This is a genomic window from Pseudomonas sp. DR 5-09, from assembly GCF_001655595.1.
GTDB classification, from domain to species: Bacteria; Pseudomonadota; Gammaproteobacteria; order Pseudomonadales; family Pseudomonadaceae; genus Aquipseudomonas; species Aquipseudomonas pharyngis.
This window is the reverse complement of sequence record NZ_CP011566.1, coordinates 5,111,075-5,137,766: the sequence shown is the minus strand read 5'-3', so window position 1 is coordinate 5,137,766 and position 26,692 is coordinate 5,111,075. Positions and strand designations below refer to the sequence as shown.

The following is a 26,692-nucleotide window of genomic DNA, read 5'->3' as shown; positions in this document are numbered from 1 at the left end:
CGCAGGAATCCGCTCCCTACCAGTTACAACAGGTTACGAGTACTCAGCTTGGCTTATTCAGCGTCTTCACGTTCCCAATCACGGGTACGGCTGACGGCTTTTTTCCAGCCTTTATAGAGCTTCTCTTTGGCCGCTTCGTCCAGGCTCGGTTCGAACTCGCGCTCGATCACCGCTTTGCCGCGCAGTTCTTCCAGGCTGCCCCAGAAACCGCACGCTAGGCCGGCCAGATAAGCTGCGCCCAGCGCCGTGGTTTCGCGCATTTTCGGACGTTCGACCTGGGTGCCGAGGATGTCGGCCTGGAACTGCATGAGGAAGTTGTTCGCTACCGCACCGCCGTCCACGCGCAGGGCCTTGAGGCGTTCGCCGGAGTCCTGTTGCATGGCGTCAAGGACGTCGCGGGTCTGGTAGGCAATCGATTCCAGCGCAGCGCGGATGATGTGATCCACACGCACGCCACGGGTCAGGCCGAACAGGGCGCCACGGGCATACGGGTCCCAGTAGGGAGCGCCGAGACCGGTGAAGGCGGGCACCAGATAGACGCCGTTGCTGTCCTTCACTTTATTGGCGAAGTATTCGGTGTCGTGGGCGTCGTTGACGATTTTCAGTTCATCGCGCAGCCACTGTACGGTCGAACCGCCGTTGAACACCGCGCCTTCCAGGGCGTAGGCCACTTCGCCGCGTGGGCCGCAAGCGATAGTGGTGAGCATGCCGTGTTGCGATTTCACCGCTTTGTCGCCGGTGTTCATCAGCAGGAAGCAACCGGTGCCGTAGGTGTTTTTCGCCTGGCCCGGCTCGACGCACATCTGGCCGAACAGCGCAGCCTGCTGGTCGCCGGCGATACCGCCGATGGCGATGCCGCTTTTGGTACGGCCGTAGATTTCCGACGACGCTTTGACTTCCGGCAGCATCTCGCGCGGGATGTCGAGGATCTCCAGCATCTTCGCGTCCCACTCCAGCGTGTGGATGTTGAAGAGCATGGTGCGCGAGGCGTTGGTGTAGTCGGTGACGTGGACCTTGCCGCCGGTGAATTTCCAGATCAGCCAGCTGTCGACGGTGCCGAACAGCAGTTCGCCGTTGCGCGCACGCTCACGGCTGCCTTCGACGTTGTCGAGGATCCACTTCAGCTTGGTGCCGGAGAAGTACGGGTCGGTGACCAGGCCGGTGGTGTCGCGGATGTAGTCTTCATGACCGTCGCGCTTGAGCTGTTGGCAGATCTCGGTGCTGCGGCGGCATTGCCAGACGATCGCGTTGTACACCGGGCGGCCGGTGGTCTTGTCCCAGACCACGGTGGTTTCACGCTGGTTGGTGATGCCGATGGCGGCGACCTGATCGTGATGCAGGCCGGCTTGGGCCAGGGCTTCGACCATCACTGCGCTCTGGGTGGCGAAGATTTCCATCGGATCGTGTTCGACCCAACCGGCTTGCGGATAATGCTGGGCGAATTCGCGTTGTGCGGTGCAGACCACGTTCGCGTCACGGTCGAAAATGATCGCGCGGGAGCTGGTCGTACCCTGATCGAGGGCAATGATGTAGTTCTTGTTCTGAATGTCGGTCATGTCGATTGCCTTGGACGAAATAAGGGAGAGTGGGCCGTGGCGCGGGCTCTATAAGGGCAGGAGCCCGCGCCGACTGTTTCAAGAAGTTCTTGGTTTGCCGTCAATGGCCGGTTCTGCATCCTTTGTAGCAGGTGTGGCGCCGGTCAGGTGACGGGCAATCAGCCCGCGATACCCGGCAGCGCCGAGGCAGGCACCGACAATCGGTGCAAAAATCGGAATCAGGAAGTACGGGATTTCACGTGCGCCAGTGAAGGAAATTTCACCCCAGCCGGCGAAGAAAGTCATCAGTTTCGGGCCGAAGTCCCGGGCCGGGTTCATCGCGAAACCGGTCAGCGGGCCCATCGAACTGCCGATCACGGCAATCAGCAGACCGATCAGCAGCGGCGCCAGCGGGCCTTTCGGCAGGCCGTTGTTGTCGTCGGTCAGGGACATGATCACGCCCATCAGGATCGCGGTGATGATCACCTCGACCAGGAACGCCTGGGCTGTCGACAGCGCAGGGTTCGGGAAAGTGGAGAACACCGACGCCAGTTCGAGGCTGGCTTCAGTGCCACGAACCATATGGTGAGTCTGTTCGAAATCGAAGAACAGGTTGCTGTATAGCGTGTAAACCAGCAGCGCGCCGCAGAAGGCACCGGCGATCTGGGCCAGAATGTAGAACGGCAGTTTGCGCTTTTCGAAGTCGGCGAAAATGCTCAGGGCAATACTGACGGCGGGGTTCAGGTGCGCACCGGAAACGCCGGCAGTGAGGTAGATCGCCATGCTGACGCCGACGCCCCAGATGATGCTGATTTCCCACAGACCGAAGCTGGCGCCCGCGACCTTGAGCGCGGCGACACAACCCGTACCGAAAAAGATCAGGAGTGCAGTACCCAGAAACTCGGCCAGGCACTGGCTCGAAAGCGAAGGTTGCTGTAACGCAGTTGTCATTGAAAACCTCGGTTTTTGTTGTTGTCTGGCGCGTTGCCGACAGGGCAACGCGCGATTTTCGCCGAGGCAGGATCCCCATCCTGTTCCCGGTTTACTGCTGGGTGCTGCGATGACGATAATTCTTACATTATTCAGATTCGAAAAAATATAGACAAGAAACAAACCTGTCAAAGGTCGAAAGTGAACCGTCAGTCACAAATAAACTATCAGTCATGTGAATGATCCTGCGGGTTACCCGGCCTGCGCGGTTGTTGTCGGCCTGTAGACCCCGGGAAACGTGGCGCGTGGTAGAGCCTTTTGCCCAGCGATGGCCTAAAATCCGCCGCAGGATTTTTCGCCACTGCCGAGCCCGGAGCTGCCATGACCCCTGCGTTGGACTTGTTGAAAAAAGTTCGTGCCGAACATCGCGTGCACAGTTACGAACATGACCCGAAGGCCGCGTCGTATGGCCTGGAGGCCGCGGAAAAACTGGGGCTCGATCCGGCGCAGGTGTTCAAGACGCTGCTGGCGGCGAGTGAGAAGGGAGAGTTGCTGGTGGCGGTGGTGCCGGTCGTCGGAAGTCTCGACCTCAAGGGGCTTGCCCACGCCGCCGGCGTGAAAAAAGTCGAGATGGCCGACCCGACCGCCGCGCAGCGCTCCACCGGTTACCTGTTGGGCGGCATCAGCCCGCTGGGGCAGAAAAAACGCCTGCGTACCTTCATCGATAATTCGGCCCAGCCTTTTGCGACCATTTATGTCAGCGCCGGTCGGCGCGGGCTGGAAGTGGAGCTGGCGCCGGCGGTCTTGGCGGAGCACACCCAGGCGAAATTTGCCGACATCGGTCGCCCTTGACGTCTGTATGAAGAAAATTGGCCGACACTGTCACTGGCGCTGATCCGGCCGGCGCTGCATGCTCGTTCGACTGACACAGGGAGAAGGTTATGCAGCTCGAGTTTCATCAGGTCGACGCGTTCAGTGATCGGCCGTTCAGTGGCAATCCGGCAATGGTCTATCGGCTCGACGCGTGGCTCGCGGACGACCTGATGCAAAAGATCGCCGCCGAGCACAATCTGGCGGAAACCGCGTTTCTGGTGCGCGAAGGGCAGGCGTGGCACATTCGCTGGTTCACGCCGACCACCGAGGTGCCGCTGTGTGGTCATGCGACCCTGGCCAGCGCCTATGTGCTGTTCGAGATCTATAAGGAGAGCGCCGAGCGTCTGGACTTCACTTGCAAGTCCGGGCCGTTGAGCGTCAGCCGCGAAGGTGGCCGGTTGTGGCTGGATTTTCCGGCCATCGAAGCGGTTGAGAAAGGCGTCACCCTGGAGATCGAGCGGGCGCTGAATGTCCAGGCAGTCGATGTTCTGAGTTCCAACGAGCTGTTTGTGGTGCTGGAGTCGGAGCAGGCGGTGCTCGATTGCCAGCCGGACATGGTCGCCCTCGCCAAGCTGCCGTGGTTGGGCGCTATCGTCACGGCCCGGGGCAATCAGCATGATTTTGTCTCGCGCTATTTCGCTCCGGCCATCGGTATCAATGAGGACCCGGTGACCGGTTCGACCCACTGCAGCCTGATTCCGTACTGGTCGAAACGTCTGGGCAAATCCAGTCTGACTGCATGCCAGCGCTCGGCGCGGGGCGGCGAGCTGTTCTGTCGGCTGGAAGGCGAGCGGGTGAAGATCGGCGGCAATGCGACGCTGGTGGCCAGCGGCACATTGATGCTGGGCTGAGAGCAAAAAATAAGGGAGCCATCAGGCTCCCTCGTTGTTTGTGTGCAGATCAGTGCGCGGTGCTGTAACGGCGAACGCCGTTTTCCACCGCCGGAATCTGCGCGGCGGTGCTGCCGGAGGCCTGGAACAGCACCAGATGTTCCGCCGCCACCCGAATCCCGACATCCGCACCCACCTGATGGTCGGCATGGCTCGGGAAGATCGATTCCAGCTGTGCGCCGGTCGGCAGTTGCAGGCGATACAGGGTCGAAGCGCCGAGGAAGGTCTTGCCGACGATTCGCGCTTTCAACCCGCTGTCCGGCGCGTAAACGATGTCGTCCGGACGCAGCAGCACATCCACCGCGCCACCGATCGGCCAGGTGTAGGCGCGATTGCCGCGCAGTTCACCGAGTTCGGTCTGCACCGATTCCGGGCTGCCCAATTGGCCGCGAATGAAGTAACCCTGACCGATAAAACTGGCCACGTACGGTGTCGCCGGCTCGTGATAGAGGTTGTACGGCGTGTCCCACTGCTCCAGCCGGCCTTCCTTGAACACACCGACGTGATCGCTGACGGCGAAGGCTTCTTCCTGATCGTGAGTCACCAGAATTGCACTGGTGCCACGGGCTTTGAGGATGTCGCGCACTTCATGGCTGAGCTTGCGGCGCAATTCGCCATCGAGGTTGGAGAACGGCTCGTCGAGCAACAACAGTTGCGGCTCCGGCGCCAGGGCGCGGGCGAGGGCGACACGTTGTTGCTGGCCGCCGGACAGCTCATGGGGGAAGCGTTTGCCGAGGTTCTTCAGGTTGACCAGTTCCAGCAGCTCCTCGGTCACGCGCTCCTTGTTCGGGTGCTTGCGGATGCCGAAGGCGATGTTGTCCGCGACACTCAGGTGCGGGAACAGCGCGTAGTCCTGGAACACCATGCCGATCCGGCGTTTTTCCGGGGCGAGGGTGAAACCGGCGCTGGAGATCACTTCACCGCCGAGAGAGATTTCCCCTTCGTGCACCGGTTCGAAACCGGCAATCGCACGCAGGGTGGTGGTCTTGCCGCAGCCGGAGGAGCCAAGCAGGCAGCCGATGTCACCGGCGTTGAGGTGCAGATTGAGGTTCTGCACCACACGTTGATCTTGATAGCCGCAAGCGAGGTTGCGCAGGTTCAGCAGTAATTCATGACTCATGCGTGGTGATATGCCGGTTCAACAAGGAACTCGAGCAGGGCCTTTTGTGCGTGGAGACGGTTTTCTGCCTGATCCCAGGCGACGGAGCGCGGGTCATCGAGCAGGTCGAGGCTGATTTCCTCACCGCGGTGAGCGGGCAGGCAGTGCATGAATAGCACGTCATCGGCTGCCAGGTCGAGCAGGGCACGGTTGACCTGAAACGGCGCAAACAGCTTCAGGCGCTTGGCGGTTTCCTCTTCCTGGCCCATGGAGGTCCAGACATCGGTGCTCACCAGATGCGCGCCACGCACGGCGTCTTGCGGGTCGCGGACGATGGTTACGCGGTCACCGGCCTTGGCCACGAACTCAGGGTTTGGTTCGTAGCCTTCGGGGCAGGCCACGCGCAACTGGAAGTCGAACTGGATCGCCGCTTCTATATAGCTGTTGCACATGTTGTTGCCGTCGCCGATCCAGGCCACAGTCTTGCCCTGGATCGAGCCGCGGTGTTCGAGGAACGTCTGCATGTCGGCCAGCAACTGACACGGATGCAGGTCATCGGACAGGCCGTTGATCACCGGCACGCGGGAGTTGGCGGCGAATTCGGTCAGGGTGCTGTGGGCAAAGGTACGGATCATCACCGCGTCGAGCATGCTCGACATGACGATGGCGCAGTCGCCGATCGGCTCGCCACGGCCCAGCTGGGTGTCGCGCGGCGACAGGAAAATCGCCTGGCCGCCGAGCTGGATCATGCCGGCCTCGAAGGAGATGCGGGTACGGGTCGAGGATTTCTCGAAGATCATCCCCAGGACGCGGTTTTTCAGAGGCTCGAACAGTACGCCGCGGTTACGCAGGTCCTTGAGCTCAACGCCTCGACGGATCACGCTGACCAGCTCTTCGGGCGTGCAATCCATCAGGGAGAGAAAGTGCCTTGCGCTCATCATTGACTACCTTTTTGCTACAAACCGCAGATGCTCAAAGCCTTGTTTATCGGAACAACGGGCGAGACCTGCGGCGTAAGCCGCACGGGGGCGACGAAATAGGGGAAGGCGCGATATTGACACTAAATGTCGCGTTTTTCCAATAGGCTACGGTTTTTGCAGAAATGTGCCGGGGTGATAACAGTGCGAACACTGTGATTTCCGGTCAGTTTTCGAGAGGGCAGCGAGGTCTTTGTACACTGGCCCCACCGGGCTTGGCAATCCGCCGCGGCGGGGATGGCACCGCTCTGGTCGGTTTGCGACCGATGAGCCACCGGTTCGCTTGGTCGGATGCGCAGGTTGAAACATTTGCTAAAGCAAAGTGCTGGGTTATAAATAAATCACGAGCGACGCAGGAAGCCTCCGCATGGAATCGAAAGAAAAACTGTTAATGGAACTGCTGGGCCACACGGCACGCTCATTGACCCACCTCACCGCCTCGATGACCTCGATGTCCTTCGAACTGATGCGCAGCGAAGACGACGTGGTCAAGGCCGCCAGTCGACAGATGATCGACCGTATGGCGACCATCAGCGCCGGGCTCGACGAGCATTGGCGACTGATCGGCGAACTCACCGGCGTCCACGTCGCCCACGAGCAGATCGAGACCATCCAGGAAATCCAGATGGCCGCGCCGCCACAGCTTCCGGCGAACTGACGCGTCTATCGGCGGGCCTGATGGCCGCCGATTCACAAGACGAACGTCGCTGGCGCTGCATCGGGCTGCGGGCCATAGTTTTGTTCCCGCAGGCGTGATTGCCTGCCCAGAACAAGACAGAGACTGGCCATGACCAAGACTCTCCATCACCGTGCCTGCCACCTGTGTGAAGCCATCTGCGGCTTGACCATCGAAACCACCGAAACCGACGGTCAGGTGCAAATCACCTCGATCAAGGGCGATGCTCAGGACACGTTCAGTCGTGGGCACATCTGCCCCAAGGCTGTGGCGCTGCAAGACATCCAGAACGATCCGGATCGCCTGCGCCAGCCGATGCGCCGGGTCGGCAACGAATGGCTGCCCATCGAGTGGGACGAAGCGTTCGAGCTGGTCGCCGAAAAACTCTCGGCGATTCAGGAGCGTCATGGGCAGAACGCGGTCGCCGTGTATCAGGGCAATCCCAGCGTGCATAACTATGGGCTGATGACCCACAGCAATTACTTCCTCGGCCTGTTGAAAACCCGCAACCGCTATTCGGCGACGTCGGTCGATCAACTGCCCCATCACCTGACCAGCTACTTGATGTACGGCCACGGCTTGCTGCTGCCGATCCCGGATATCGATCACACCGATTTCATGCTGATTCTGGGCGGCAATCCGCTGGCGTCCAATGGCAGCATCATGACCGTGCCGGATGTCGAGAAGCGTCTGAAGGCGATTCAGGCCCGGGGCGGCAAAGTGGTGGTGGTCGATCCTCGGCGCAGCGAGACGGCGGCGATGGCCGATCAGCATCTGTTCGTGCGTCCCGGTGGCGATGCGGCGTTGCTGTTTGGTGTGCTCAATACTCTTTTCGCCGAGGGCCTGACTTCGGACAGTCTTCTGCCGGTGGATGGTCTGGACGAGGTTCGCGCGGCGGTAGCGGGTTTCACCGCCGAAGCCATGAGCCCGTTGTGCGCCGTTCCCGCCGAACAGATCCGCCAACTGGCCCGGGACTTCGCCGCCGCGCCAAGCGCTGTTTGTTATGGCCGGATGGGGGTTTCCACTCAGGCCTTCGGCACGCTGTGCCATTGGGTTGTGCAGTTGATCAATCTGGTCACCGGCAACCTGGACCGCGTCGGCGGTGCCTTGTGCACCGAGCCTGCGGTGGATCTGGTGGCGTCGACTTCGGGCGGGCATTTCAACAAATGGCAGAGCCGCGTATCCGGGCGTCCTGAATACGGCGGCGAGTTGCCGGTCTCGGCGCTGGCCGAAGAGATGCTCACCGAAGGCGAGGGGCAGATTCGCGCGCTGATTACCGTCGCTGGCAATCCGGTGTTGTCCACGCCCAACGGCCGGCAACTGGAGCAGGCGCTGGACGGGCTGGAGTTCATGGTCAGCGTCGACCTGTATATCAACGAAACCACCCGTTACGCCGACCTGATCCTGCCGTCGACCTCGGCGCTGGAGAACGATCACTACGACACCACCTTCAACCTGTTCGCCGTGCGCAACGTCAGCCGTTTCAATCGGGCGATCCTCGCCAAACCGGAGGGGGCACTGCACGACTGGGAGATCTTCGTCGGCCTGGCCAGGGCCTTTGCCGCGAAGACCGGCAAGGAGCTGAAACCGACGATGCCGCCGGCGAAGATGATCGATATGGGTTTGCGCATGGGCGCCTATGGCGATGCGTCCGAACACAAATTGTCGCTGGCGACGCTGTTCGATCATCCACATGGCGTTGATCTGGGAGCACTGAAGCCCAACCTGACACCGCGATTGAAGACCGCCAATCAACGAGTTCAGGCGGCGCCGCCGGAAATCCTCGCCGACCTGGCGCGCTTCGCCGCGTTGCAGGCGCCGGCCGCTGATGAGCTGTTGATGATCGGCCGCCGTCATGTACGCAGCAATAACTCGTGGATGCATAATTACCATCGACTGGTGAAGGGCAAACCGCGTCATCAGCTGCTGATGAACCCGGACGATCTCGCCAGTCGCGGGCTCAGTGATGGTCAGCTTGTGCGGGTCAGTTCGCGGGTCGGGCAGATCGAGGTCGAGGTGCTGGGCAGCGCGGACATGATGAAGGGCGTGGTCAGCCTGCCGCACGGATGGGGCCACGCCCGTCCGGGTGTGCAGTTGGCGATTGCCAGCGGTCAGCCGGGCTCCAGCGCCAATGACCTGACCGATGAATGCCGGCTCGACGAGCTGTCAGGCAATGCGGCGCTCAATGGCGTGCCGGTGACGGTGGCGGCGGCTTGAGCAAGTCTGTCGGGGAGACCGAGCAGCGCGCTCGGGATTCCGTTACAATGCGCCACCGTGCCGACCCATGAGTCGGAAAGTTCAGCCGAGGTGCTCCATGGATATCATCGAAACGATTAAAGAGCAGATTGCCAACAACACCATTCTGCTTTACATGAAAGGCTCGCCGAATGCCCCGCAGTGTGGCTTCTCCGCGAAAGCTGCGCAGGCTGTGATGGGCTGTGGCGAGAAGTTCGCCTACGTCGACATCCTGCAGAACCCGGAAATCCGTGCCAACCTGCCGAAGTACGCCAACTGGCCGACTTTCCCGCAGCTGTGGGTAGCCGGTGAACTGGTCGGCGGCAGCGATATCATGGCTGAAATGTTCGCCAACGGTGAGCTGCAGACTCTGGTCAAGGAAGCATCCGCCAAGGCTGCTGCGGCCAAGTCCGAAGCCTGATTGGTTTCTGTCCGGACTTCGGCAACCCTGAAGTCCAGGCAATAAAAAGCCCCGCATCTCGAAAGAGGGCGGGGCTTTTTAGTGTCTCGAGTTTAGCGCTGGCTGATTACTCGTCTTCGCCCATCTGCGATTGCAGATAGTTCTCAAGACCGACTTTATCGATCAGGCCCAGTTGGGTTTCCAGCCAGTCGATGTGTTCTTCTTCGGATTCGAGGATGTCTTCGAGCAGTTCGCGGCTGCCGAAGTCACCGACGGATTCGCAGTGGGCGATGGCGGCCTTCAGATCGGCGTGACCGGTCTTCTCGATACGCAGGTCGCACTCCAGCATTTCCTGGGTGTGCTCGCCGATGTGCAGCTTGCCCAGGTCCTGCACGTTCGGCAGGCCTTCGAGGAACAGGATGCGCTTGATCAGCTTGTCCGCGTGCTTCATCTCGTCGATGGATTCGTGGTACTCGTGCTTGCCGAGCTTGTTCAGGCCCCAATCTTCATACATGCGTGCATGCAGGAAGTACTGATTGATCGCGACCAGCTCATTGGCAAGGATCTTGTTGAGATGCTGGATGACTGTTACGTCGCCTTTCATGATGGGAGTCCTGCCCTAAGTAGCGGTATATAAGGCAGAGTTTGAGCTTGGTATTTATAAGTGTCAAACCTAAGTTATTGAATAATAAATGAAAATTAATCGGAATAAGAATGTTTGTGTTCCGCGTCTAGACGCTAAGCAGTTGATTTTCAGGCATAAAAAAACCGGACTTAAGTCCGGTTCTTCGAAATCGGGATAATTACGCGGCTGTAAATTCTGCCGGGTAGGGGATCGCGGCCTGGGCGGTTTGCAGCTTGGTCAGGGTTTCGCGAACCACTTCCTTCGCCAGGCACGCGCATTTGCCGCATTGGCTGGCGACGCCGGTGGCCTGACGGACTTCTTTATAGCTGCAGCAACCTTCATAGATCGCTTCGCGAATTTGTCCGTCGGTGACGCCAGTGCAGAGGCAAACATACATAAGTGAGAACCGTCGCTGGTTGTGACTCAATTGCGATGGATCTTAATGTTAACGAGAATGATTGTCAAAGTGCTTTCCGAAGGGTTTTCATCGCCAACGGCTGTGACTGACGAACGGTGGTGCATGGCTGAATGCCAGCCGGGATTTCGCGAAAAACCGTTAAGGCCAGTCCAAAAACGCAGTGTATGATGGTCGGCCCTTGCGAAGGGGGTTCGTGTCACAGGGCTGTCGCCTGAGGGTGGCAGGCTGGCCCGGACCCTGAACTTCAAGTTTCTACACCAGGAGATATCAATGAGCGTACTCGTAGGCAAACAAGCCCCTGACTTCACCGTCCCGGCCGTACTCGGCAATGGCGAGATCGTTGACAGCTTCACTCTGTCCTCGGCCATCAAAGGCAAATACGGCCTGGTATTCTTCTACCCGCTGGACTTCACCTTCGTCTGCCCGTCCGAGCTGATCGCCCTGGACAACCGCATGGCCGACTTCAAGGCTCGCAACGTTGAAGTGATCGCCGTATCGATCGACTCGCACTTCACCCACAACGCCTGGCGCAACACCCCGGTCAACAATGGCGGCATCGGCCAGGTGAAATACACCATGGCTGCCGACATGAAGCACGACATCGCCAAGGCCTACGACGTTGAGTCCGAAGGCGGCGTGGCTTTCCGTGGCGCGTTCCTGATCGACGACAAAGGCGTTGTCCGCTCGCAGATCGTCAACGACCTGCCGCTGGGCCGTAACATGGAAGAGCTGATCCGTCTGGTCGACGCGCTGCAATTCCACGAAGAGCACGGCGAAGTCTGCCCTGCCAACTGGAAAAAAGGCGACAAAGGCATGAACGCTTCGCCAGAAGGCGTTGCGGCTTACCTGACCGAGAACGCTGCAGCCCTGTAAGGCGCATCGTCGAGGTACAAAAAAACCGGCTCTTGAGCCGGTTTTTTCATGCGCGGGATCCAACCCGACGACCCTCAGTCGTCGAAGTCTTCCCAGCCGCCCATCTGTTTCCAGCGGTTGACGATGCCGCAGAACAGCTCGGCCGTCTTCTCGGTGTCGTAACGCGCCGAATGCGCTTCACGACCATCGAAGTCGATGTCGGCGGCCTGACAGGCCTTGGCCAATACGGTTTGACCGTAAGCCAGACCGGCGAGGGTCGCGGTGTCGAAGCTGGAGAACGGGTGGAACGGATTGCGCTTCATGTCCAGTCGCGCGACGGCGGCGTTGAGGAAACCGAGGTCGAAGCTGCTGTTGTGGCCTACCAGGATCGCCCGCTTGCAGCCGTTGGCCTTCAAGGCCTTGCGCACGCCACGGAAGATGTCGGTCAGCGCCGTTTCTTCGCTGACGGCCATGCGCAACGGGTGATCGAGCTTGATCCCGGTGAACTCCAGTGCCGCCGCTTCAACGTTGGCGCCTTCGAACGGCTCGACGCGGAAGAAGTAGGTGTGATCCGGGTAGACGAAACCCTTTTCATCCATGGCGATGGTGGTCGCGGCAATCTCCAGCAGAGCGTCGGTGGCCGAGTTGAAGCCACCGGTTTCTACGTCGACGACAACCGGCAGGTAGCCGCGAAAGCGTGCTGCCATTGGATGGCGCGAACCGCCGCCACCTTGACCGTCCAGTTCGTCGTCGAAATGGTCTTCACTCACGCGTGTTCCTCCAGCAGGCGCCAGCGCAGTTTTTCACCGGCGCGCAGCGGAATAACGGTCAGCTCGCCGAAAGGCAGGCTGGTCGGGGCGGTCCATTCGTCACGAACCAGGGTGATGCGATCGGTGTTTGCCGGCAGGCCGTAGAAACGCGGACCGTTGAGGCTGGCGAACGCTTCGAGCTTGTCCAGCGCATTGCGCTGTTCGAAGGCTTCGGCATACAGCTCGATGGCGGCGTACGCGGTGTAGCAGCCGGCGCAGCCGCAGGCGGCTTCCTTGGCGTGCTGGGCGTGCGGCGCCGAGTCGGTGCCAAGGAAGAACTTCGCACTGCCGCTGGTGGCGGCGTCGAGCAGGGCTTCCTGGTGTGTGTTGCGCTTGAGGATCGGCAGGCAATAGAAGTGCGGCCGGATCCCGCCCACCAGCATGTGGTTGCGGTTGTAGAGCAGGTGATGCGCGGTGATCGTTGCGCCGACGTTTGCGGACGCCTCGTTGACGAACTGCACGGCATCGCCGGTGGTGATGTGTTCGAACACCACTTTCAGCGTCGGGAAACGCTCGACCACGCGGCGCATGTGCTCGTCGATGAAGATTTTTTCGCGGTCGAACACGTCGACGTCGCCACGGGTGACTTCACCGTGGATCAACAGCGGCATGCCGACTTCGGCCATGGCTTCCAGCGCCGGGAAAATCTTGTCGATGCTGGTGACCCCGGAATCGGAGTTGGTGGTGGCGCCGGCCGGGTACAGCTTGGCGGCGTGCACGAAACCGCTGGCCTTGGCCTCACGGATTTCTTCGGGCTGGGTGCGGTCGGTGAGGTACAGCACCATCAGCGGCTCGAAACGACTGCCGGCCGGGCGGGCAGCGAGAATCCGCTGGCGATAGCCGTTGGCTTCAGCGGCGTTGCGCACCGGAGGTACCAGGTTGGGCATGATGATGGCGCGACCAAAGGTGCGCGCGACATCCGCAACGGTATTGGTCAACACGGCACCATCGCGAAGATGAATGTGCCAGTCGTCGGGACGCAGCAGGGTCAGGCGGTCGGACATGAGGGGATTCCAGGCGGGTCAAACTGAGGCGAATGCTACCGGAAAAGACTCTTGCAGGCACTCGCTATCAAGTTTTGCGACGAGCGTCCGATATCCCATAGGTATGCCGTAAAGATGTATGTCTCGGTCTTTTTTGTTGTAGAAGCCAATGGAGCCTCCCGTGCGCCAGCGATATTTAGCCTTGCTCAGTGTGTTTGCCAGCCTTCCCGCGATGGCACTGACCTACCAGACCCGTCTGGAGAACATTGAGTGGACGGTCGAGGGCGACAAGTTCGAGTGCCGTCTGACGCAGCCGATCACCGACTTCGGCTCGGGGCAATTCGTGCGCAAGGCCGGCGAGCAGGCGACCTTTCGCCTGAACGCCTACAACGCCATGCTTGGCGGCGGTTCGGCGACCTTGCTGGCGGCGGCTGCGCCGTGGCAGCCGGGTCGTGGCGATATCAATCTGGGCACGGTTCGACTGGGCAGCGGCAACGTGTTGTTCAACAGTTCGCAGTCCCAGGCCGGGCAACTGATCAGCGGGCTGATGGACGGTCGCAGCCCGGTGGTACGTCGGGCATCAGGCGATGGTCGGGTGTCGGAAGTGCGCCTGCTGCCGGTCAAGTTCAGCAAGGCGTTCAATGACTATCAGACCTGCGTGGCGAAACTGCTCCCGCAGAATTTCGATCAGGTCAAACAATCGCAGATCGGCTTCCCCGGCGAAGGCATCGAGCTGGACGCCGCCGCCAAGGCCAAGTTGCAGGTGATGCTCGAATACATGAAGGCCGATCCGACGGTCAATCACATCGAGCTCGACGGCCATTCCGACAACAGCGGCAATCGCCTGACCAATCGCGAGCTGTCGCGCCGCCGCGCGCTGGCCGTGGTCGACTTCTTCAAGGCCAACGGCATCCAGGAATCGCAGATCACCGTGCGTTTCCATGGCGAACGCTACCCGTTGGTGCCGAACACCAATGCCGCCAACCGGGCCAAGAACCGCCGGGTCAACGTGCACCTGGCGCGGGTGGCACCGACTACCGCGCCAGCGCCTCAGGCCAGCACTCCGGCCAACACGGCGGCGACTTCCTGACCTGCCGGTCATCGTCGCCCTCTCGACAGATTCTGTCGCTTTGTCGTCTTAAGCTGTCGCGCCTCTGTAAATTATCGCGTTTGAGCGGTAGACTCCTCGGCTTTCCGTAGAACCCCGTGGAGTGATGGCATGGCGGACGTAAACAAGGTCGTTCTGGCGTATTCCGGCGGCCTGGACACTTCGGTGATCCTCAAGTGGCTGCAGGATACTTATAACTGTGAAGTCGTGACCTTCACCGCTGACCTGGGTCAGGGCGAAGAGGTCGAGCCGGCTCGCGCCAAGGCGCAGGCCATGGGCGTCAAAGAAATCTACATCGACGACCTGCGCGAAGAATTCGTGCGTGACTTCGTGTTCCCGATGTTCCGCGCCAACACCGTTTACGAAGGCGAGTACCTGCTGGGTACTTCCATCGCGCGTCCGCTGATCGCCAAGCGTCTGATCGAAATCGCCAACGAAACCGGCGCCGACGCCATTTCCCACGGCGCCACCGGCAAAGGCAACGACCAGGTGCGTTTCGAACTGGGTGCCTATGCACTCAAGCCAGGCGTGAAAGTAATTGCTCCATGGCGCGAGTGGGACCTGCTGTCCCGCGAGAAGCTGATGGACTACGCCGAGAAGCACGCGATCCCGATCGAGCGTCACGGCAAGAAGAAATCCCCGTACTCGATGGACGCCAACCTGCTGCACATCTCCTATGAAGGCGGCGTGCTGGAAGATACCTGGACCGAGCACGAAGAAGACATGTGGCGCTGGACCGTCTCCCCGGAGAAGGCTCCCGACACCCCGCAATACCTGGAACTGACCTACCGCAACGGCGACATCGTCGCGCTGGACGGCGTCGAAATGACCCCGGCCACCGTACTGGCGACTCTGAACAAGATCGGTGGCGAGCACGGCATCGGCCGTCTCGACATCGTCGAGAACCGCTACGTCGGCATGAAGTCCCGTGGCTGCTACGAAACCCCGGGTGGCACCATCATGCTGCGCGCTCACCGCGCCATCGAATCGATCACTCTGGACCGCGAAGTCGCTCACCTCAAAGACGAGCTGATGCCCAAGTACGCCAGCCTGATCTACACCGGTTACTGGTGGAGCCCTGAGCGTCTGATGCTGCAACAAATGATCGACGCTTCGCAGGTCAACGTGAACGGCGTTGTGCGTCTGAAGCTGTACAAGGGCAACGTCATCGTAACCGGCCGCAAGTCCGACGATTCGTTGTTCGACGCCAACATCGCGACCTTCGAAGAAGACGGCGGCGCCTACAACCAGGCCGATGCGGCGGGCTTCATCAAGCTCAACGCACTGCGCATGCGCATTGCTGCCAACAAGGGCCGCAAGCTATTCTGAGTCGTTGGTTCGGATGTGAAACAAAGGCCTTGTCGTAAGACAAGGCCTTTGTGTTTCCGGGAGCGCGGTACTTCAAACTGATCCGGATCCGTATTGGCGCTGATCTTGCTGCTCCCGCTTTCTGCGGGGCGTTCAAACCTTTTCCACCTGGATCATGCTCATTGAATCCACGTCGTAAGCAATGCAGTAGGCCGTTCCGGCAGCCTTCTTTGCCTGTTTAAACGATTTGAAGATGTTTTCTGTTAATGAAGCGTCCGATGTCGAGCGGGTCAGGAACAGGAATATTCTGAGTGAGTGCTTGGAAGAGTGTGGGATTTTTTTCAATAGCGCGTCTGTGTCAAATTCGGCAGTCCGTCCCCTGATATCAACGATATATAGCGTAGTTAAAAACTTTTGCAGTTTTACTGTGTGTAATTCTATATCGATCTGTGTCGCTGTTTCATGCATGTGGGATCCAGTTTCCTCAAATGCCTTTAAAAAACTACTGTCGTTTTCAAAGTCTGAAGGTGCATAAAGGGAGCGATAGTTGAAATTAAGAGTTATGAAGAACAGGAACGACAGGAAAAAAGGAAAGCTGATTAAAAGCCAAATGTAGATCTTCCGTTCTTCGTTATCCAGAAAGGGCAGGGAAACCGCTGCCGAGGTCTCCGTTATCAATGCAAATACGGCGATAATGCTGATGGGGTTGGTGATCTTTCTGTTGGGTTTTAACATGTGCTCTGCTCATGAAATTGCTGATCTCGTCATGGGGTTCTAGTGATTTGTATAGCTGGGTGTCGGGTTGGTGCTCCGACGCTAGTTAGCTGGTGTTTATCGGAAATACCGTTGAATTAATATAAGTATGTTGTTTCAGCTTTTTATTTCTTTCGGTGGGTTTGTTTTTTTGTTGGATAGTTTTCGAGTGGCGATCGGCAGGGTGGCGGGCTTTATGTTCTTTTCAGGCTGGTATTTTTCTGGTGGTCCTTTTCTGTAGGAATAATCTTTATTGGCCGTAGGAGTTGTCTCTTGATGCCGGTGTGAATGAACTTCTCCATGCCATGAGTGAAATGACTGCGTTATTGTGCCGGTTCTAAAAATTCGAACAGCGAAACTGGACTTGCCCATGAATAAAGTGCTGATCGTGGATGATCACCCCGTCATTCGTCTTGCGGTGCGTATGCTGATGGAACGTCATGGCTACGAAGTCATTGCAGAAACCGACAATGGAGTGGATGCATTACAACTTGCCCGTGATCAGATGCCGGATATCGTAATACTGGATATCGGCATACCGAAACTGGATGGACTGGAAGTCATTGCGCGTCTTACGACAAGTGCGATGCCGTTGAAGGTGCTCGTGCTGACGTCCCAGTCACCGGGACACTTTTCCATGCGTTGCATGCAATCGGGGGCGGCGGGTTATGTTTGCAAGCAACAGGATCTGACGGAGTTGCTGAGTGCAATCAAGGCGGTACTGTCCGGATACAGCTATTTTCCGAATCAGGCGTTGCATACGGTGAGGACCAGCCTGGGAAATGCCAGCGAGGCCGATATGGTGGATCGCCTGTCCGGGCGTGAAATGATGGTGTTGCAGCAACTGGCGCGCGGCAAGACCAACAAGGAAATCGCCGACGGGATGTTCCTCAGTAACAAGACCGTGAGTACCTACAAGACCCGATTGCTTTTAAAGCTCAATGCGCGGTCGCTGGTGGATCTGATTGAGTTGGCGCAGCGGAACGGCCTGGTCTGAGAGTTTCTGTGGCTGACGGATCATGGGCGGATCGGAATCAGCGAGTAGCAAAAAAGAGAAAAGCCTCCGTTTCGGGAGGCTTTCAAATATCAGAGATCAAAGTCGTAATCGGCCAATTGCTTCTGCAACCGGCGCTCCTCAAGCAGGTTGTCGATGGTTCGGCGCTTGCTGAGATTGGTCTTGGCAACTTCAACCACCGGTTCGGCGTCTTCGGCTTCGGCAGCGATGAAATCGTCGTCTACATCCAGTTGTTCTTTGCTGTCAGTCATAAGGTCAACTCCAGGCTAAGACTGCCTTTGGCGCCCCTTATATCGATATTCCAGCAGATGGTAAAAAAGATTTTTTCAATCGATAAATCAATAACTCCAATAGCCGCTCAATCGTCGGAAGTCTTGTGCTTGTACTCGCACAAATCTTCGATCCGACAGCTGCCACAGCGGGGCTTGCGTGCCAGACACACATAGCGTCCGTGAAGAATGAGCCAGTGGTGCGAGTCGAGCAGGTATTCCTTTGGCACGAACTTCATCAGCTTCTTTTCCACCTCGACCACGTTTTTTCCCGGTGCAATGCCGGTGCGGTTGCTGACCCGGAAGATGTGGGTGTCAACGGCCATGGTCAACTGTCGGAACGCAGTGTTGAGCACGACATTGGCAGTTTTGCGGCCAACGCCCGGCAAGGCCTCCAGTTCTTCGCGAGTCTGCGGGACTTCGCCATTGTGCAACTCGACCAGGAGACGACAGGTCTCGATCACGTTTTTGGCCTTGCTGTTATAGAGGCCGATGGTCTTGATGTATTCGGACAGTCCTTCGACGCCAAGGGCATGAATGGCCGCCGGCGTATTCGCCACCGGGAACAGTTTGGCCGTCGCCTTGTTCACCCCGACGTCAGTCGATTGCGCGGACAGAATCACTGCGATCAACAGTTCGAAAGGCGAAGAATAGGCCAGCTCGGTCTTGGGTTCGGGGTTGTCCTCGTGAAACCGGCGGAAGATCTCCAGACGTTTTGCGGCATTCATGGGTGATGCGTTTCCTCGGGTAGGTCGGCAGGGCGAGTCCAGGCCTGACGGGCGGCCAGTAACAGTCCAAGCAATATGAAGGCGCCGGGAGCCAGCGTCGCGAAATGAAGACCGTCGCCGAACAGAATCAAACCTTGCCAGTGTTCCGACAAATGATGGCCGATGCTGCCCTGACCGATCAGCTCACGCAACATCGCAAGCGCAATCATCAGCGCGACAAACAGCCCGCACTGTTTCAGACGTTCACGTACAGGCTGGCGAAAAAATCCATCGTGCTCCAGCACGACGCACTGCAAGCCAATCAACCCGGCATAAAGACTGATCAGTTGATGCCACTGCAGCGCACCGCGTTGCAGAACAATATCGGCGCAGCCCGCCAGGGTTGCGGCCAGCACCAGGCTGACCGGCAACAGGCTCTCGCTGCTCAGGCGCGAGCGCAGCGGTGCCATGCACAAACCGTAAACGCCCACGACAACCGTAAACATCAACAGCGTCGCCAGCGCACCCGCCACGGAGTCGGTGGCTCCGATCAATAGCACCAGCATCATTGAATTCGACAGTGTCGCTGACGTGTTCATGGCGCGCTCCCGAGCAGGGCCGTCCGGTGTTCATCGAAGTAACGCAGGGCATCGTGGATGGCATTGATCGCCGCACGAGACGTAATGGTGGCGCCCGCGATCTGGTCGAACTGTCCCTGATCCTTTTTCAGAGCCCATCCGCTGTCCGTCGGCTGGCTGCTCGATTTTCCGCTAAAGCGCTGAAGCCAGCTGTTTGGCCAGTCACCGATATGCCCGCCCAGCGACGGCGTTTCGTTTTGCTCAAGGGTTTTCACACCGAGCAATCGGCCGTTGGCGTCGATGGCAATCAGCAACTGGATATTGCCGGCATAACCTTGGGTCTGGCTGCGCAACAGGACTGCCACGGGCTGTCCGTTTTTGCTCGCCCGATAACCGCTCAGCAACTGACTATGGCTCAGGTTTATGTCGGTCAGTGTCAGAGGTTGTTCAAGCGGCTGATTGTCGTAAGCGTCGAGCGGAAGCACGTCCAACAGCTTGCGACTTTCAAGCAGACGCTGTTCGGCGGCGATCTGAGGTGCGTTGCTGCGTTGCACCAACCACGTCACGCCGATGCCCAACGCAGTAATCAAAGCCAGTGTGATCAGGCTGCTCGTGCGACTCATGGCGTCACCTGCGTCTGACGGGCCACCGCGAAGCGCTCCAGGGCCGGCACGCACAGGTTCATCAACAGCACCGCAAACGCCACGCCATCGGGGTAACCGCCCCAAGTGCGAATCACATAAGTCAGCAACCCCACGCCGACGCCGAACAGCAGGCGGGCGAGCGGGCTTTTTGCCCCCGACACCGGTTCAGTGACGATGAAAAACGCCCCGAGCATTGTCGCGCCGCTCAGCAGGTGAAACAGCGGCGAGCCGTGGGAGTCGGATCCCGAGCCGTTCCAGCACAACAGGCTGATCATGAACAGGCTGGCGAGCATGCCGACCGGCGCGTGCCAGCCAAACACCCGACGCTGCAACAGCAACAACCCACCGCCGAGGAACGCCAGGTTCACCCATTCGACGCCGTGCCCGCCAACGCGACCGAACGCCGGATCGCCGGCAAACAGTTCATCCATGGTCAGGCTTTTATTGATGCGCAGACTGTCCAGCGCGGTGGCCTGAACCCAGGCGTCCGGTTGCGCGCCCAGATTGAACACCTGGCCAAAAGCCGCCGTCAGCTCCATGCCGTGGGCCGGCCAGTGGGTCATCGGCTGAGGGAACATCACCATGGCCAAGGCAAAGCCGAGCATGGCCGGGTTGAAAGGGTTTCGGCCCACGCCACCGTACAGATGTTTGCCCAGCAGCAGGCCCGAGGCGATCGCAGTGACCGTCAGCCACCACGGGCAATAGGGCGGCAGCGCGATCGCCAGAAGCGTGGCGCTGACCACCGCGCTGCCATCGCTCAAGGTGGACTGCAGCGGTTGCCGGCGCAGATAAGTCACGGCAGCTTCAACCCCCAAGGCCGTGACGACGGACAGGACCAGGTTGATCAACACGCCCCATCCGTAAAACCAGAACAACGCCAGTAATCCCGGCAATGTCGCCAGCAAAACCAGCTTCATTGCCTGTTGCAGGCGCTCGTCTCTGGTTTCAATGGATGACATGGGCTTGTACCTGCCGCTCTGCTTCTTGCAGGCGGGCGCGGGCCTTTTCGAGGATGTCGGCGGGCGTGCCGTCGCGCCGTTGCAGTTTGTTCAGATCGGCGCGAGCGTAGGCCAGTTCGGTTTTCAGCTGACGCAGCTGATCGTCGATCGGGCGTTTCTCGACACGCACAAGCTCCGGCGCCGGTTGATCGCTGGCGGCTTCGGCGTTGTGCAGCGCCTGTTCGGCGTCACGCAGCGCTTGCTCCAGCGCGGCGATCTCGGCTGGCGGGGCCTCTGCGGTTTGCGCTTTTTTCAGTTCGGCACGGCGCATCGCCAGCTGGATTTTTGCCCGTTTCAGATCGGCGTCCTTCGCCGGGGCGGCTGCTACTGGCGCAGGTGCCGCGTTGCTTTCCAGCTTCGCCAGTGCCTGTTCGGCCGCTTCGAACTGTTGTTGCAGGACGATCAGTTGCGATTGCTGATCGAAGGTCGGCGGATGACCGAAGGCCTTGAGCGACTTGTTCAATTGCGCCCGGCTCATGGCCACATCGATCTTGGCTTTTTTCAGCGCAGCATCGGCGGTCGCGGCTTTTTGCGCGCGGACCCGCTCCAGCGCCGCCTGCACCGGATCGAGCGCAGTGGCGGCGACTTCGACCTGAACCGCGCGCTGCGCGCGGGCTTCGCGTTCGGCCTGCTTCTGCTGTTCTTCGCGTTGCAGACGAGCGTTGCGCCGTTCGAAGCGCTGGCGGGCGTGATCGCGTTTGGCCGCACGGGCCTGCTGTTCTTCAAGGCTGGTGGCCAGACCACCGACCACCGGCAGTGTGCCCGGCGGCAACGGGTGCATTTCGATGCAGTCGACCGGGCAGGGCGCCACGCACAGATCGCAACCGGTGCATTCGTCGATGATGACCGTGTGCATCAGCTTCGCTGCGCCGACAATGGCGTCGATCGGGCAGGCCTGAATGCATTTGGTGCAGCCGATGCATTCGGCTTCGCGGATGTAGGCCACTTGCGGCGGCGCCGAACCGCGACTGGTGTCCAGCTCCAGCACCGGGATTTTCAACAGTTCGGCCAGCGCCGCGATGGTTTCGTCGCCACCCGGCGGGCACTTGTTGATCGGCTCGCCGTCGGCAATGCCTTCAGCGTAGGGTTTGCATCCGGGATGGCCGCACTTGCCGCATTGGGTCTGCGGCAGCAGGGCATCGATGCGTTGAATCAGACTCATGTTTTGATCAGTCCACTGAATCCGAGAAAAGCCACGGCCATCAGTCCGGCGCCGATCAACAGGATCGGCAGGCCACGAAAGGGCAGGGCAATATCGTTGTCGGCTGTGCGTTCGCGCAAATCGTTGAACAGGCTCAACACCAGCCAGAAACCCAAGCCGGCGCCAAGGCTCAGCGCTGTCGCATGCAACAGGCCTTTGTCCGCTTGCGCGTTGAGCAGCGTCAGCCCCAGCACACCGGCATTGCCCAGCAGCAGCGGCCACAGACCATCGAATGGCAGCGCGGGTCGCCAGCGCGCCAACAGCTTCAGCAACGGCGCTATCAGGAGGACGCTCAACGGCAGAAACACAAACAGGCGCAGGAATTCCAGTCGCAAGGGCACTAGCAGCCAATGCCAGATCGCATAACCTGCCACGCCGACAATCAGCATCAGACACAACGTTGCCAGCCCCAGCGCATGCACCTGACGGCGTTCGCCCGCCAACAGCGGATCGACGCCCAGCGGCCAGTGCAACACGAAGTTGTTGATCAGCGCAGCACTGAAGAGCGTAAGCACGAGTTCGGTCATGGTTCTGCCGGCAGGAACGGGCCTGTGTGACTTAAGGTTAGGCATTATCCGGCAGCCGTGGAGGGCGGGCCAGATATGAAAAATCCCACAGGCGCACGGAGTACGCCTGTGGGATCTGTCAGGGCAGAACCTTACTTGATGCGTTGACCCGGCTTGGCGCCGCTGTCCGGGCTCAGCAGGTAGATTTCTTCACCGCCAGGGCCGGCTGCCATCACCATGCCTTCGGAGATGCCGAACTTCATTTTCCGTGGCTTGAGGTTGGCGATCATCATGGTCAGACGGCCGTCGAGCTTCGACGGATCCGGGTAAGCGCTCTTGATCCCGGAGAACACGTTGCGTTGCTCGTCACCGATGTCGAGTGTCAGACGCAGCAGCTTGTCCGCACCTTCAACGTGTTCAGCCTTGACGATCAGCGCCACGCGCAGGTCGACGGCGGCGAAGGTGTCGAAGTCGATTTCCGGCGACAGCGGATCCCTGGCCAGTTCGCCATTGCCGGCAGGCGCGGCGGCGCCGGTGTCGGTCTGGCTGGCGGTCAGGTCTTCTTTCGAGGCGTCGGTCATGGCTTGCACTTTTACCGGGTCGATGCGGGTCATCAACGGTTTGAATTCGTTCAACTGGTGGTTGGCCAGCAGGGTGGTGTGGTCGTTCCAGGTCAGCGGCGCGACGTTGAGGAACGCCTCGGCATCGGCGGCCAGCACTGGTAGCACCGGTTTGAGGAAGATCACCAGCTGACGGAACAGGTTGATCGCCGTGGCGCAGACTGCCTGGACTTCATCCTGCTTGCCTTCCTGCTTGTTCAGCGACCATGGCGCCTTGTCGGCGATCCAGGCGTTGGCGCGGTCGGCCAACGCCATGGTTTCGCGCATGGCACGGGCGAAGTCGCGGGCCTCATAGGCGTCGGCGATGCTCGGCGCGGCAGCCAGGAAGGCTTCGGTCAGTTCCGGTGCGGCGTTGGTGTCCACCAGCAGACCGGCGTTGCCCTTCTGGATGAAACCGGCGCAACGGCTGGCGATGTTGACGACTTTGCCGACCAGATCGGAGTTGACCTTCTGCACGAAGTCTTCGAGGTTCAGGTCGAGGTCGTCCACGCCACGGCCGAGTTTGGCCGCGTAGTAGTAGCGCAGGTATTCCGGCGACAGGTGATCCAGGTAGGTACGGGCCTTGATGAAGGTGCCGCGGGACTTGGACATCTTCTGACCGTTGACGGTCAGGTAGCCGTGCACGTTGATCCCGGTCGGCTTGCGGAACCCCGCGCCTTCGAGCATCGCCGGCCAGAACAGGGCGTGGAAGTTGACGATGTCCTTGCCGATGAAGTGGTACAGCTCGGCGGTGGAGTCCTTGCCCCAGAACGCGTCGAAGTCCAGCTCCGGCGTGCGGTTGCAGAGGTTCTTGAAGCTGGCCATGTAGCCGATCGGCGCGTCCAGCCACACGTAGAAATACTTGCCCGGCTCGCCCGGGATCTCGAAGCCGAAGTACGGCGCATCGCGGGAGATGTCCCACTGTTGCAGGCCGGCGTCCAGCCATTCGGCGATCTTGTTGGCCACGGCGTCCTGCAGGGTGCCGCTGCGGGTCCAGGCCTGGAGCATTTCCTGGAAGTCCGGCAGCTTGAAGAAGAAGTGCTGGGAATCCTTGAGCACCGGGGTGGCGCCGGAGATGGCCGACTTCGGATCCTTCAGGTCGGTCGGCGCGTAGGTCGCGCCGCACTTTTCGCAGTTGTCGCCGTACTGGTCCTCAGTGCCGCATTTCGGGCAGGTGCCCTTGATGAAGCGGTCGGCCAGGAACATTTTCTTTTCCGGGTCGAAATACTGGGTGATCGAACGTTGGGCGATGTGCCCGGCGTCACGCAGCTTCAGGTAGATCTGGCTCGACAGCTCACGGTTCTCTTCGGCGTGAGTGGAGTGGAAGTTGTCGAAGTCCACCAGGAACTCGGCAAAGTCGGCGCTGTGTTCGGCCTGGACGTTGGCGATCAGTTGTTCCGGGGTGATGCCTTCCTTTTCCGCGCGCAGCATGATCGCCGAACCGTGGGCGTCGTCGGCGCAGACATAAATGCACTGATTGCCGCGATGCTTCTGGAAGCGCACCCACATATCGGTCTGGATGTATTCCAGCATATGGCCAAGGTGGATCGAACCGTTGGCGTAGGGCAGGGCGCTGGTGACGAGAATCTTGCGTGGTTCGGACATGTGGGGCTTCGCTACTTGATGAAACGGAGGTCGGCCACTATAAAGCGCCGGGAAAGATATTTCACCTCTGCAAATCGTTGCCGGGAATGCCGTCCGGAGGACAGAAGGGGTAGGATACCCGCCATCTTTTCCCAGTCTTGTTATCGGAGTTGCCCATGAGTGCCGTCACTCGCGCAGCGGTGGAAGCCGTCCTCAGCCAATACACCGACCCTTACCTGAACCAGGATCCGGTCAGCGCCGGTTGCGTGCGCAACATCGAAATCACCGGCGATCGCGTCAGCGTGCAGCTGGAAATCGGCTATGCCGCCGGTCTGTTCAAGAGCGGCTGGGCGCAATTGCTGCAACTGGCCATCGAAAACCTCGACGGCGTGGTGACTGCGAAGGTCGAGGTCAACAGCGTGATCGCCGCGCACAAGGCCCAGGCGCAGATTCCCGGGCTGGCCAATGTCAAGAACGTGGTCGCCGTTGCGTCGGGCAAGGGCGGGGTGGGCAAATCCACCACCGCCGCCAACCTGGCACTGGCGCTGGCCCGTGAGGGCGCGAAGGTCGGGATTCTCGACGCCGATATCTACGGCCCGAGCCAAGGCATCATGTTCGGCATTCCCGAGGGCACCCGCCCGCAGGTCAAGGATCAGAAATGGTTCGTGCCGCTGCAGGCCCATGGCGTGGAAGTGATGTCGATGGCGTTTCTGACCGACGACAACACGCCGATGGTCTGGCGCGGGCCGATGGTCTCCGGCGCGCTGCTGCAACTGGTCACGCAAACCGCCTGGGGCGACCTGGATTATCTGGTTATCGACATGCCGCCAGGCACCGGCGACATTCAGCTGACGCTGGCGCAGAAAGTCCCGGTAGCTGGCGCCGTGATCGTCACCACACCGCAGGATCTGGCGCTGCTCGACGCGCGCAAGGGCGTGGAAATGTTCCGCAAGGTCAACATCCCGGTGCTGGGCGTGGTGGAAAACATGGCCGTGCACATCTGCTCGAACTGCGGTCATGCCGAGCATCTGTTCGGTGAGGGCGGTGGCGAGAAGCTGGCGACCCAGTTCGGCGTCGAGCTGCTGGCTTCGTTGCCGCTGTCGATGCTGATCCGCGAACAGGCTGATGGCGGCAAACCGACGGTGATTTCCGAGCCGGACAGCCAGATCGCCATGGTTTACCAGGAACTGGCTCGCCATGTCGGCGCGCGGATCGTATTGCAGGAAGCAGCCTCGCCGGCGATGCCGAACATCACCATCAGCGACGATTGATGCCTGCGGTTTAAACAAAAACGCCCCGGTGCCTGTGCACCGGGGCGTTTTTCATTGCGTGGCAGGGGTCAGATACGCAACCCACCGTCCATCTCCAGAATCCGGCCGGTGTAGTAGTCGTTCTCGAAGATGTACGCCGCCGAATGGGCGATCTCTTCCGGCTTGCCCATGCGCTTGAGCGGAATGCCCGAGGTCATTTTCTCCAGCGCTTCCGGCTTCATGCCCAGGGTCATCTCGGTTTCGATGAAGCCCGGCGCGATACCGGCCACGCGAATGCCGTAGCGCGCCAGTTCCTTGGCCCAGGTTACGGTTGCCGCAGCGACGCCGGCCTTGGCGGCGGAGTAGTTGGTCTGGCCAACGTTGCCCGCGCGGGAGATCGACGAGATGTTGATGATCGCGCCGCTGTTCTTCAGCTCGACCATTTTCGCCGCCACTTCACGGGTGCAGAGGAACACGCCGGTCAGGTTGACGTCGATCACCGCCTGCCACTGGGCCAGGCTCATCTTGGTCATCTCGCCGTCCTTGACCTTGAGCAGCAGGCCGTCGCGCAGGATCCCGGCGTTGTTGATCAGACCGTGGATCGCGCCGAAGTCTTCGGCGACCTGGGCAACCATGTGCGTCACCTGCTCTTCGTTGGCGACGTTGCACAGATAGCTGCGCGCCTCGACACCCTTGGCCTTGCAGGCCGCGACCGCGTCGTCGAGTTTTTCCTGGTTCAGGTCGACCAGCGCCAGCTTCGCGCCCTTGCCCGCGAAATACTCCGCCATCGAGCGGCCCAAGCCTTGGCAACCGCCAGTGATAATGATTACTTTGTCGTTGAGTTGCATTCGCATGCCCCCGAGAGCAGGT

The 26,692-nt window shown here is 59.9% G+C and carries 28 protein-coding genes; 10 read left to right on the top strand and 18 right to left on the bottom strand.

The features are described 5' to 3' along the window. Positions 1-53: 53 nt before the first annotated feature. Positions 54-1,556: a glycerol kinase GlpK gene (gene glpK, locus PDR5_RS23080; RefSeq protein ID WP_039765827.1), complete on the bottom strand. Its 1,503-nt coding sequence runs from the start codon at positions 1,554-1,556 to the stop codon at positions 54-56. A 78-nt stretch (positions 1,557-1,634) separates the two neighbouring features. Continuing rightward, positions 1,635-2,486, bottom strand: a complete 852-nt coding sequence (locus PDR5_RS23075; protein WP_064599156.1) for an MIP/aquaporin family protein — start codon at positions 2,484-2,486, stop codon at positions 1,635-1,637. Between the two features lie 360 nt (positions 2,487-2,846). Here PDR5_RS23075 and ybaK point away from each other — a divergent pair, with 360 nt between their 5' ends. Next, positions 2,847-3,317: a Cys-tRNA(Pro) deacylase gene (gene ybaK / locus PDR5_RS23070; RefSeq protein ID WP_064599155.1), complete on the top strand. Its 471-nt coding sequence runs from the start codon at positions 2,847-2,849 to the stop codon at positions 3,315-3,317. An 89-nt stretch (positions 3,318-3,406) separates the two neighbouring features. Beyond that, entirely contained in the window at positions 3,407-4,189 is a 783-nt protein-coding gene (locus PDR5_RS23065) for a PhzF family phenazine biosynthesis protein (protein WP_064599153.1), read from the top strand. 49 nt (positions 4,190-4,238) lie between these two features. Here the strand turns inward: PDR5_RS23065 and PDR5_RS23060 are convergent, their stop codons facing one another. Both PDR5_RS23060 and argF read right to left on the bottom strand, forming a co-directional pair. Then, positions 4,239-5,348 carry an ABC transporter ATP-binding protein gene (locus PDR5_RS23060; protein ID WP_064599152.1) on the bottom strand — a complete coding sequence of 370 codons (1,110 nt, stop codon included), beginning with the start codon at positions 5,346-5,348 and terminating at the stop codon, positions 4,239-4,241. Next, positions 5,345-6,265, bottom strand: coding sequence for an ornithine carbamoyltransferase (gene argF, locus PDR5_RS23055; protein WP_064599150.1), 921 nt, complete (start codon positions 6,263-6,265; stop codon positions 5,345-5,347). The genes PDR5_RS23060 and argF overlap by 4 nt, the downstream gene beginning before the upstream one ends. 406 nt (positions 6,266-6,671) lie before the next feature. On the opposite strand from argF, the gene PDR5_RS23050 reads away from it, so the two are divergent. The 3 genes from PDR5_RS23050 (at position 6,672) to grxD (ending at position 9,636) form a co-directional block, all read left to right on the top strand. Further along, positions 6,672-6,962: a hypothetical protein gene (locus PDR5_RS23050; protein WP_064599148.1), complete on the top strand. Its 291-nt coding sequence runs from the start codon at positions 6,672-6,674 to the stop codon at positions 6,960-6,962. A gap of 129 nt (positions 6,963-7,091) precedes the next feature. Next, a complete protein-coding gene (locus PDR5_RS23045; protein ID WP_064599146.1) occupies positions 7,092-9,197 on the top strand; it encodes a molybdopterin oxidoreductase family protein in 2,106 nt (701 codons plus the stop codon). 97 nt (positions 9,198-9,294) lie between these two features. Next, positions 9,295-9,636, top strand: a complete 342-nt coding sequence (grxD, locus tag PDR5_RS23040) for a Grx4 family monothiol glutaredoxin (RefSeq protein ID WP_039765841.1) — start codon at positions 9,295-9,297, stop codon at positions 9,634-9,636. Between the two features lie 106 nt (positions 9,637-9,742). Here grxD and bfr read toward each other — a convergent pair whose 3' ends face one another. Together bfr and PDR5_RS23030 are read right to left on the bottom strand one after the other, a co-directional pair. Then, positions 9,743-10,219, bottom strand: a complete 477-nt coding sequence (bfr, locus tag PDR5_RS23035; protein ID WP_064599145.1) for a bacterioferritin — start codon at positions 10,217-10,219, stop codon at positions 9,743-9,745. A gap of 199 nt (positions 10,220-10,418) precedes the next feature. Beyond that, on the bottom strand, positions 10,419-10,637 hold the full coding sequence (locus PDR5_RS23030) for a bacterioferritin-associated ferredoxin (RefSeq protein ID WP_007953193.1): 219 nt from the start codon (positions 10,635-10,637) through the stop codon (positions 10,419-10,421). Positions 10,638-10,928: 291 nt separating this feature from the next. Here PDR5_RS23030 and PDR5_RS23025 point away from each other — a divergent pair, with 291 nt between their 5' ends. Further along, on the top strand, positions 10,929-11,531 hold the full coding sequence (locus PDR5_RS23025) for a peroxiredoxin (protein ID WP_007953195.1): 603 nt from the start codon (positions 10,929-10,931) through the stop codon (positions 11,529-11,531). A gap of 74 nt (positions 11,532-11,605) precedes the next feature. On the opposite strand, the gene rnt is transcribed toward PDR5_RS23025, so the two are convergent. Then, positions 11,606-12,280, bottom strand: a complete 675-nt coding sequence (gene rnt, locus PDR5_RS23020; protein ID WP_007953196.1) for a ribonuclease T — start codon at positions 12,278-12,280, stop codon at positions 11,606-11,608. Next, positions 12,277-13,323: a dihydroorotase gene (gene pyrC / locus PDR5_RS23015; protein WP_064599143.1), complete on the bottom strand. Its 1,047-nt coding sequence runs from the start codon at positions 13,321-13,323 to the stop codon at positions 12,277-12,279. Before pyrC ends, rnt begins: the two co-directional genes overlap by 4 nt. Positions 13,324-13,483: 160 nt before the next feature. Here pyrC and PDR5_RS23010 point away from each other — a divergent pair, with 160 nt between their 5' ends. Together PDR5_RS23010 and PDR5_RS23005 are read left to right on the top strand one after the other, a co-directional pair. Then, a complete protein-coding gene (locus tag PDR5_RS23010; RefSeq protein WP_007953200.1) occupies positions 13,484-14,392 on the top strand; it encodes a flagellar protein MotY in 909 nt (302 codons plus the stop codon). Positions 14,393-14,521: 129 nt separating this feature from the next. Then, on the top strand, positions 14,522-15,739 hold the full coding sequence (locus tag PDR5_RS23005) for an argininosuccinate synthase (protein WP_007953201.1): 1,218 nt from the start codon (positions 14,522-14,524) through the stop codon (positions 15,737-15,739). Positions 15,740-15,871: 132 nt separating this feature from the next. Here PDR5_RS23005 and PDR5_RS23000 read toward each other — a convergent pair whose 3' ends face one another. Next, a complete protein-coding gene (locus PDR5_RS23000) occupies positions 15,872-16,453 on the bottom strand; it encodes a hypothetical protein (protein ID WP_064599141.1) in 582 nt (193 codons plus the stop codon). Positions 16,454-16,841: 388 nt separating this feature from the next. On the opposite strand from PDR5_RS23000, the gene PDR5_RS22995 reads away from it, so the two are divergent. Continuing rightward, on the top strand, positions 16,842-17,468 hold the full coding sequence (locus PDR5_RS22995) for a response regulator transcription factor (protein WP_007953203.1): 627 nt from the start codon (positions 16,842-16,844) through the stop codon (positions 17,466-17,468). 89 nt (positions 17,469-17,557) lie between these two features. On the opposite strand, the gene PDR5_RS22990 is transcribed toward PDR5_RS22995, so the two are convergent. The 8 genes from PDR5_RS22990 to metG form a co-directional block, all read right to left on the bottom strand. Next, positions 17,558-17,737, bottom strand: coding sequence for a PA3496 family putative envelope integrity protein (locus PDR5_RS22990; RefSeq protein ID WP_039765850.1), 180 nt, complete (start codon positions 17,735-17,737; stop codon positions 17,558-17,560). 107 nt (positions 17,738-17,844) lie between these two features. After that, a complete protein-coding gene (gene nth, locus PDR5_RS22985) occupies positions 17,845-18,483 on the bottom strand; it encodes an endonuclease III (protein WP_039765852.1) in 639 nt (212 codons plus the stop codon). Next, positions 18,480-19,061: an Rnf-Nqr domain containing protein gene (locus tag PDR5_RS22980; protein WP_064599138.1), complete on the bottom strand. Its 582-nt coding sequence runs from the start codon at positions 19,059-19,061 to the stop codon at positions 18,480-18,482. The genes nth and PDR5_RS22980 overlap by 4 nt, the downstream gene beginning before the upstream one ends. After that, positions 19,058-19,663, bottom strand: coding sequence for an RnfABCDGE type electron transport complex subunit G (locus tag PDR5_RS22975; protein ID WP_064599136.1), 606 nt, complete (start codon positions 19,661-19,663; stop codon positions 19,058-19,060). The genes PDR5_RS22980 and PDR5_RS22975 overlap by 4 nt, the downstream gene beginning before the upstream one ends. Next, positions 19,660-20,643 carry an RnfABCDGE type electron transport complex subunit D gene (locus tag PDR5_RS22970; protein WP_064599134.1) on the bottom strand — a complete coding sequence of 328 codons (984 nt, stop codon included), beginning with the start codon at positions 20,641-20,643 and terminating at the stop codon, positions 19,660-19,662. The genes PDR5_RS22975 and PDR5_RS22970 overlap by 4 nt, the downstream gene beginning before the upstream one ends. Continuing rightward, positions 20,630-21,844, bottom strand: a complete 1,215-nt coding sequence (gene rsxB, locus PDR5_RS22965; protein ID WP_064599132.1) for an electron transport complex subunit RsxB — start codon at positions 21,842-21,844, stop codon at positions 20,630-20,632. The genes PDR5_RS22970 and rsxB overlap by 14 nt, the downstream gene beginning before the upstream one ends. Further along, positions 21,841-22,410 carry an electron transport complex protein RnfA gene (locus PDR5_RS22960; protein WP_064599130.1) on the bottom strand — a complete coding sequence of 190 codons (570 nt, stop codon included), beginning with the start codon at positions 22,408-22,410 and terminating at the stop codon, positions 21,841-21,843. Before PDR5_RS22960 ends, rsxB begins: the two co-directional genes overlap by 4 nt. A 131-nt stretch (positions 22,411-22,541) precedes the next feature. Further along, entirely contained in the window at positions 22,542-24,593 is a 2,052-nt protein-coding gene (gene metG / locus PDR5_RS22955) for a methionine--tRNA ligase (protein ID WP_064599128.1), read from the bottom strand. Between the two features lie 155 nt (positions 24,594-24,748). Between metG and apbC the strand changes: the two genes are divergently transcribed. After that, positions 24,749-25,843: an iron-sulfur cluster carrier protein ApbC gene (gene apbC, locus PDR5_RS22950; RefSeq protein ID WP_064383825.1), complete on the top strand. Its 1,095-nt coding sequence runs from the start codon at positions 24,749-24,751 to the stop codon at positions 25,841-25,843. 68 nt (positions 25,844-25,911) lie between these two features. On the opposite strand, the gene PDR5_RS22945 is transcribed toward apbC, so the two are convergent. Continuing rightward, complete coding sequence (locus tag PDR5_RS22945) at positions 25,912-26,670, bottom strand: SDR family oxidoreductase (RefSeq protein ID WP_011335726.1); 759 nt, start codon at positions 26,668-26,670, stop codon at positions 25,912-25,914. Between the last annotated feature and the right edge of the window lie 22 nt (positions 26,671-26,692).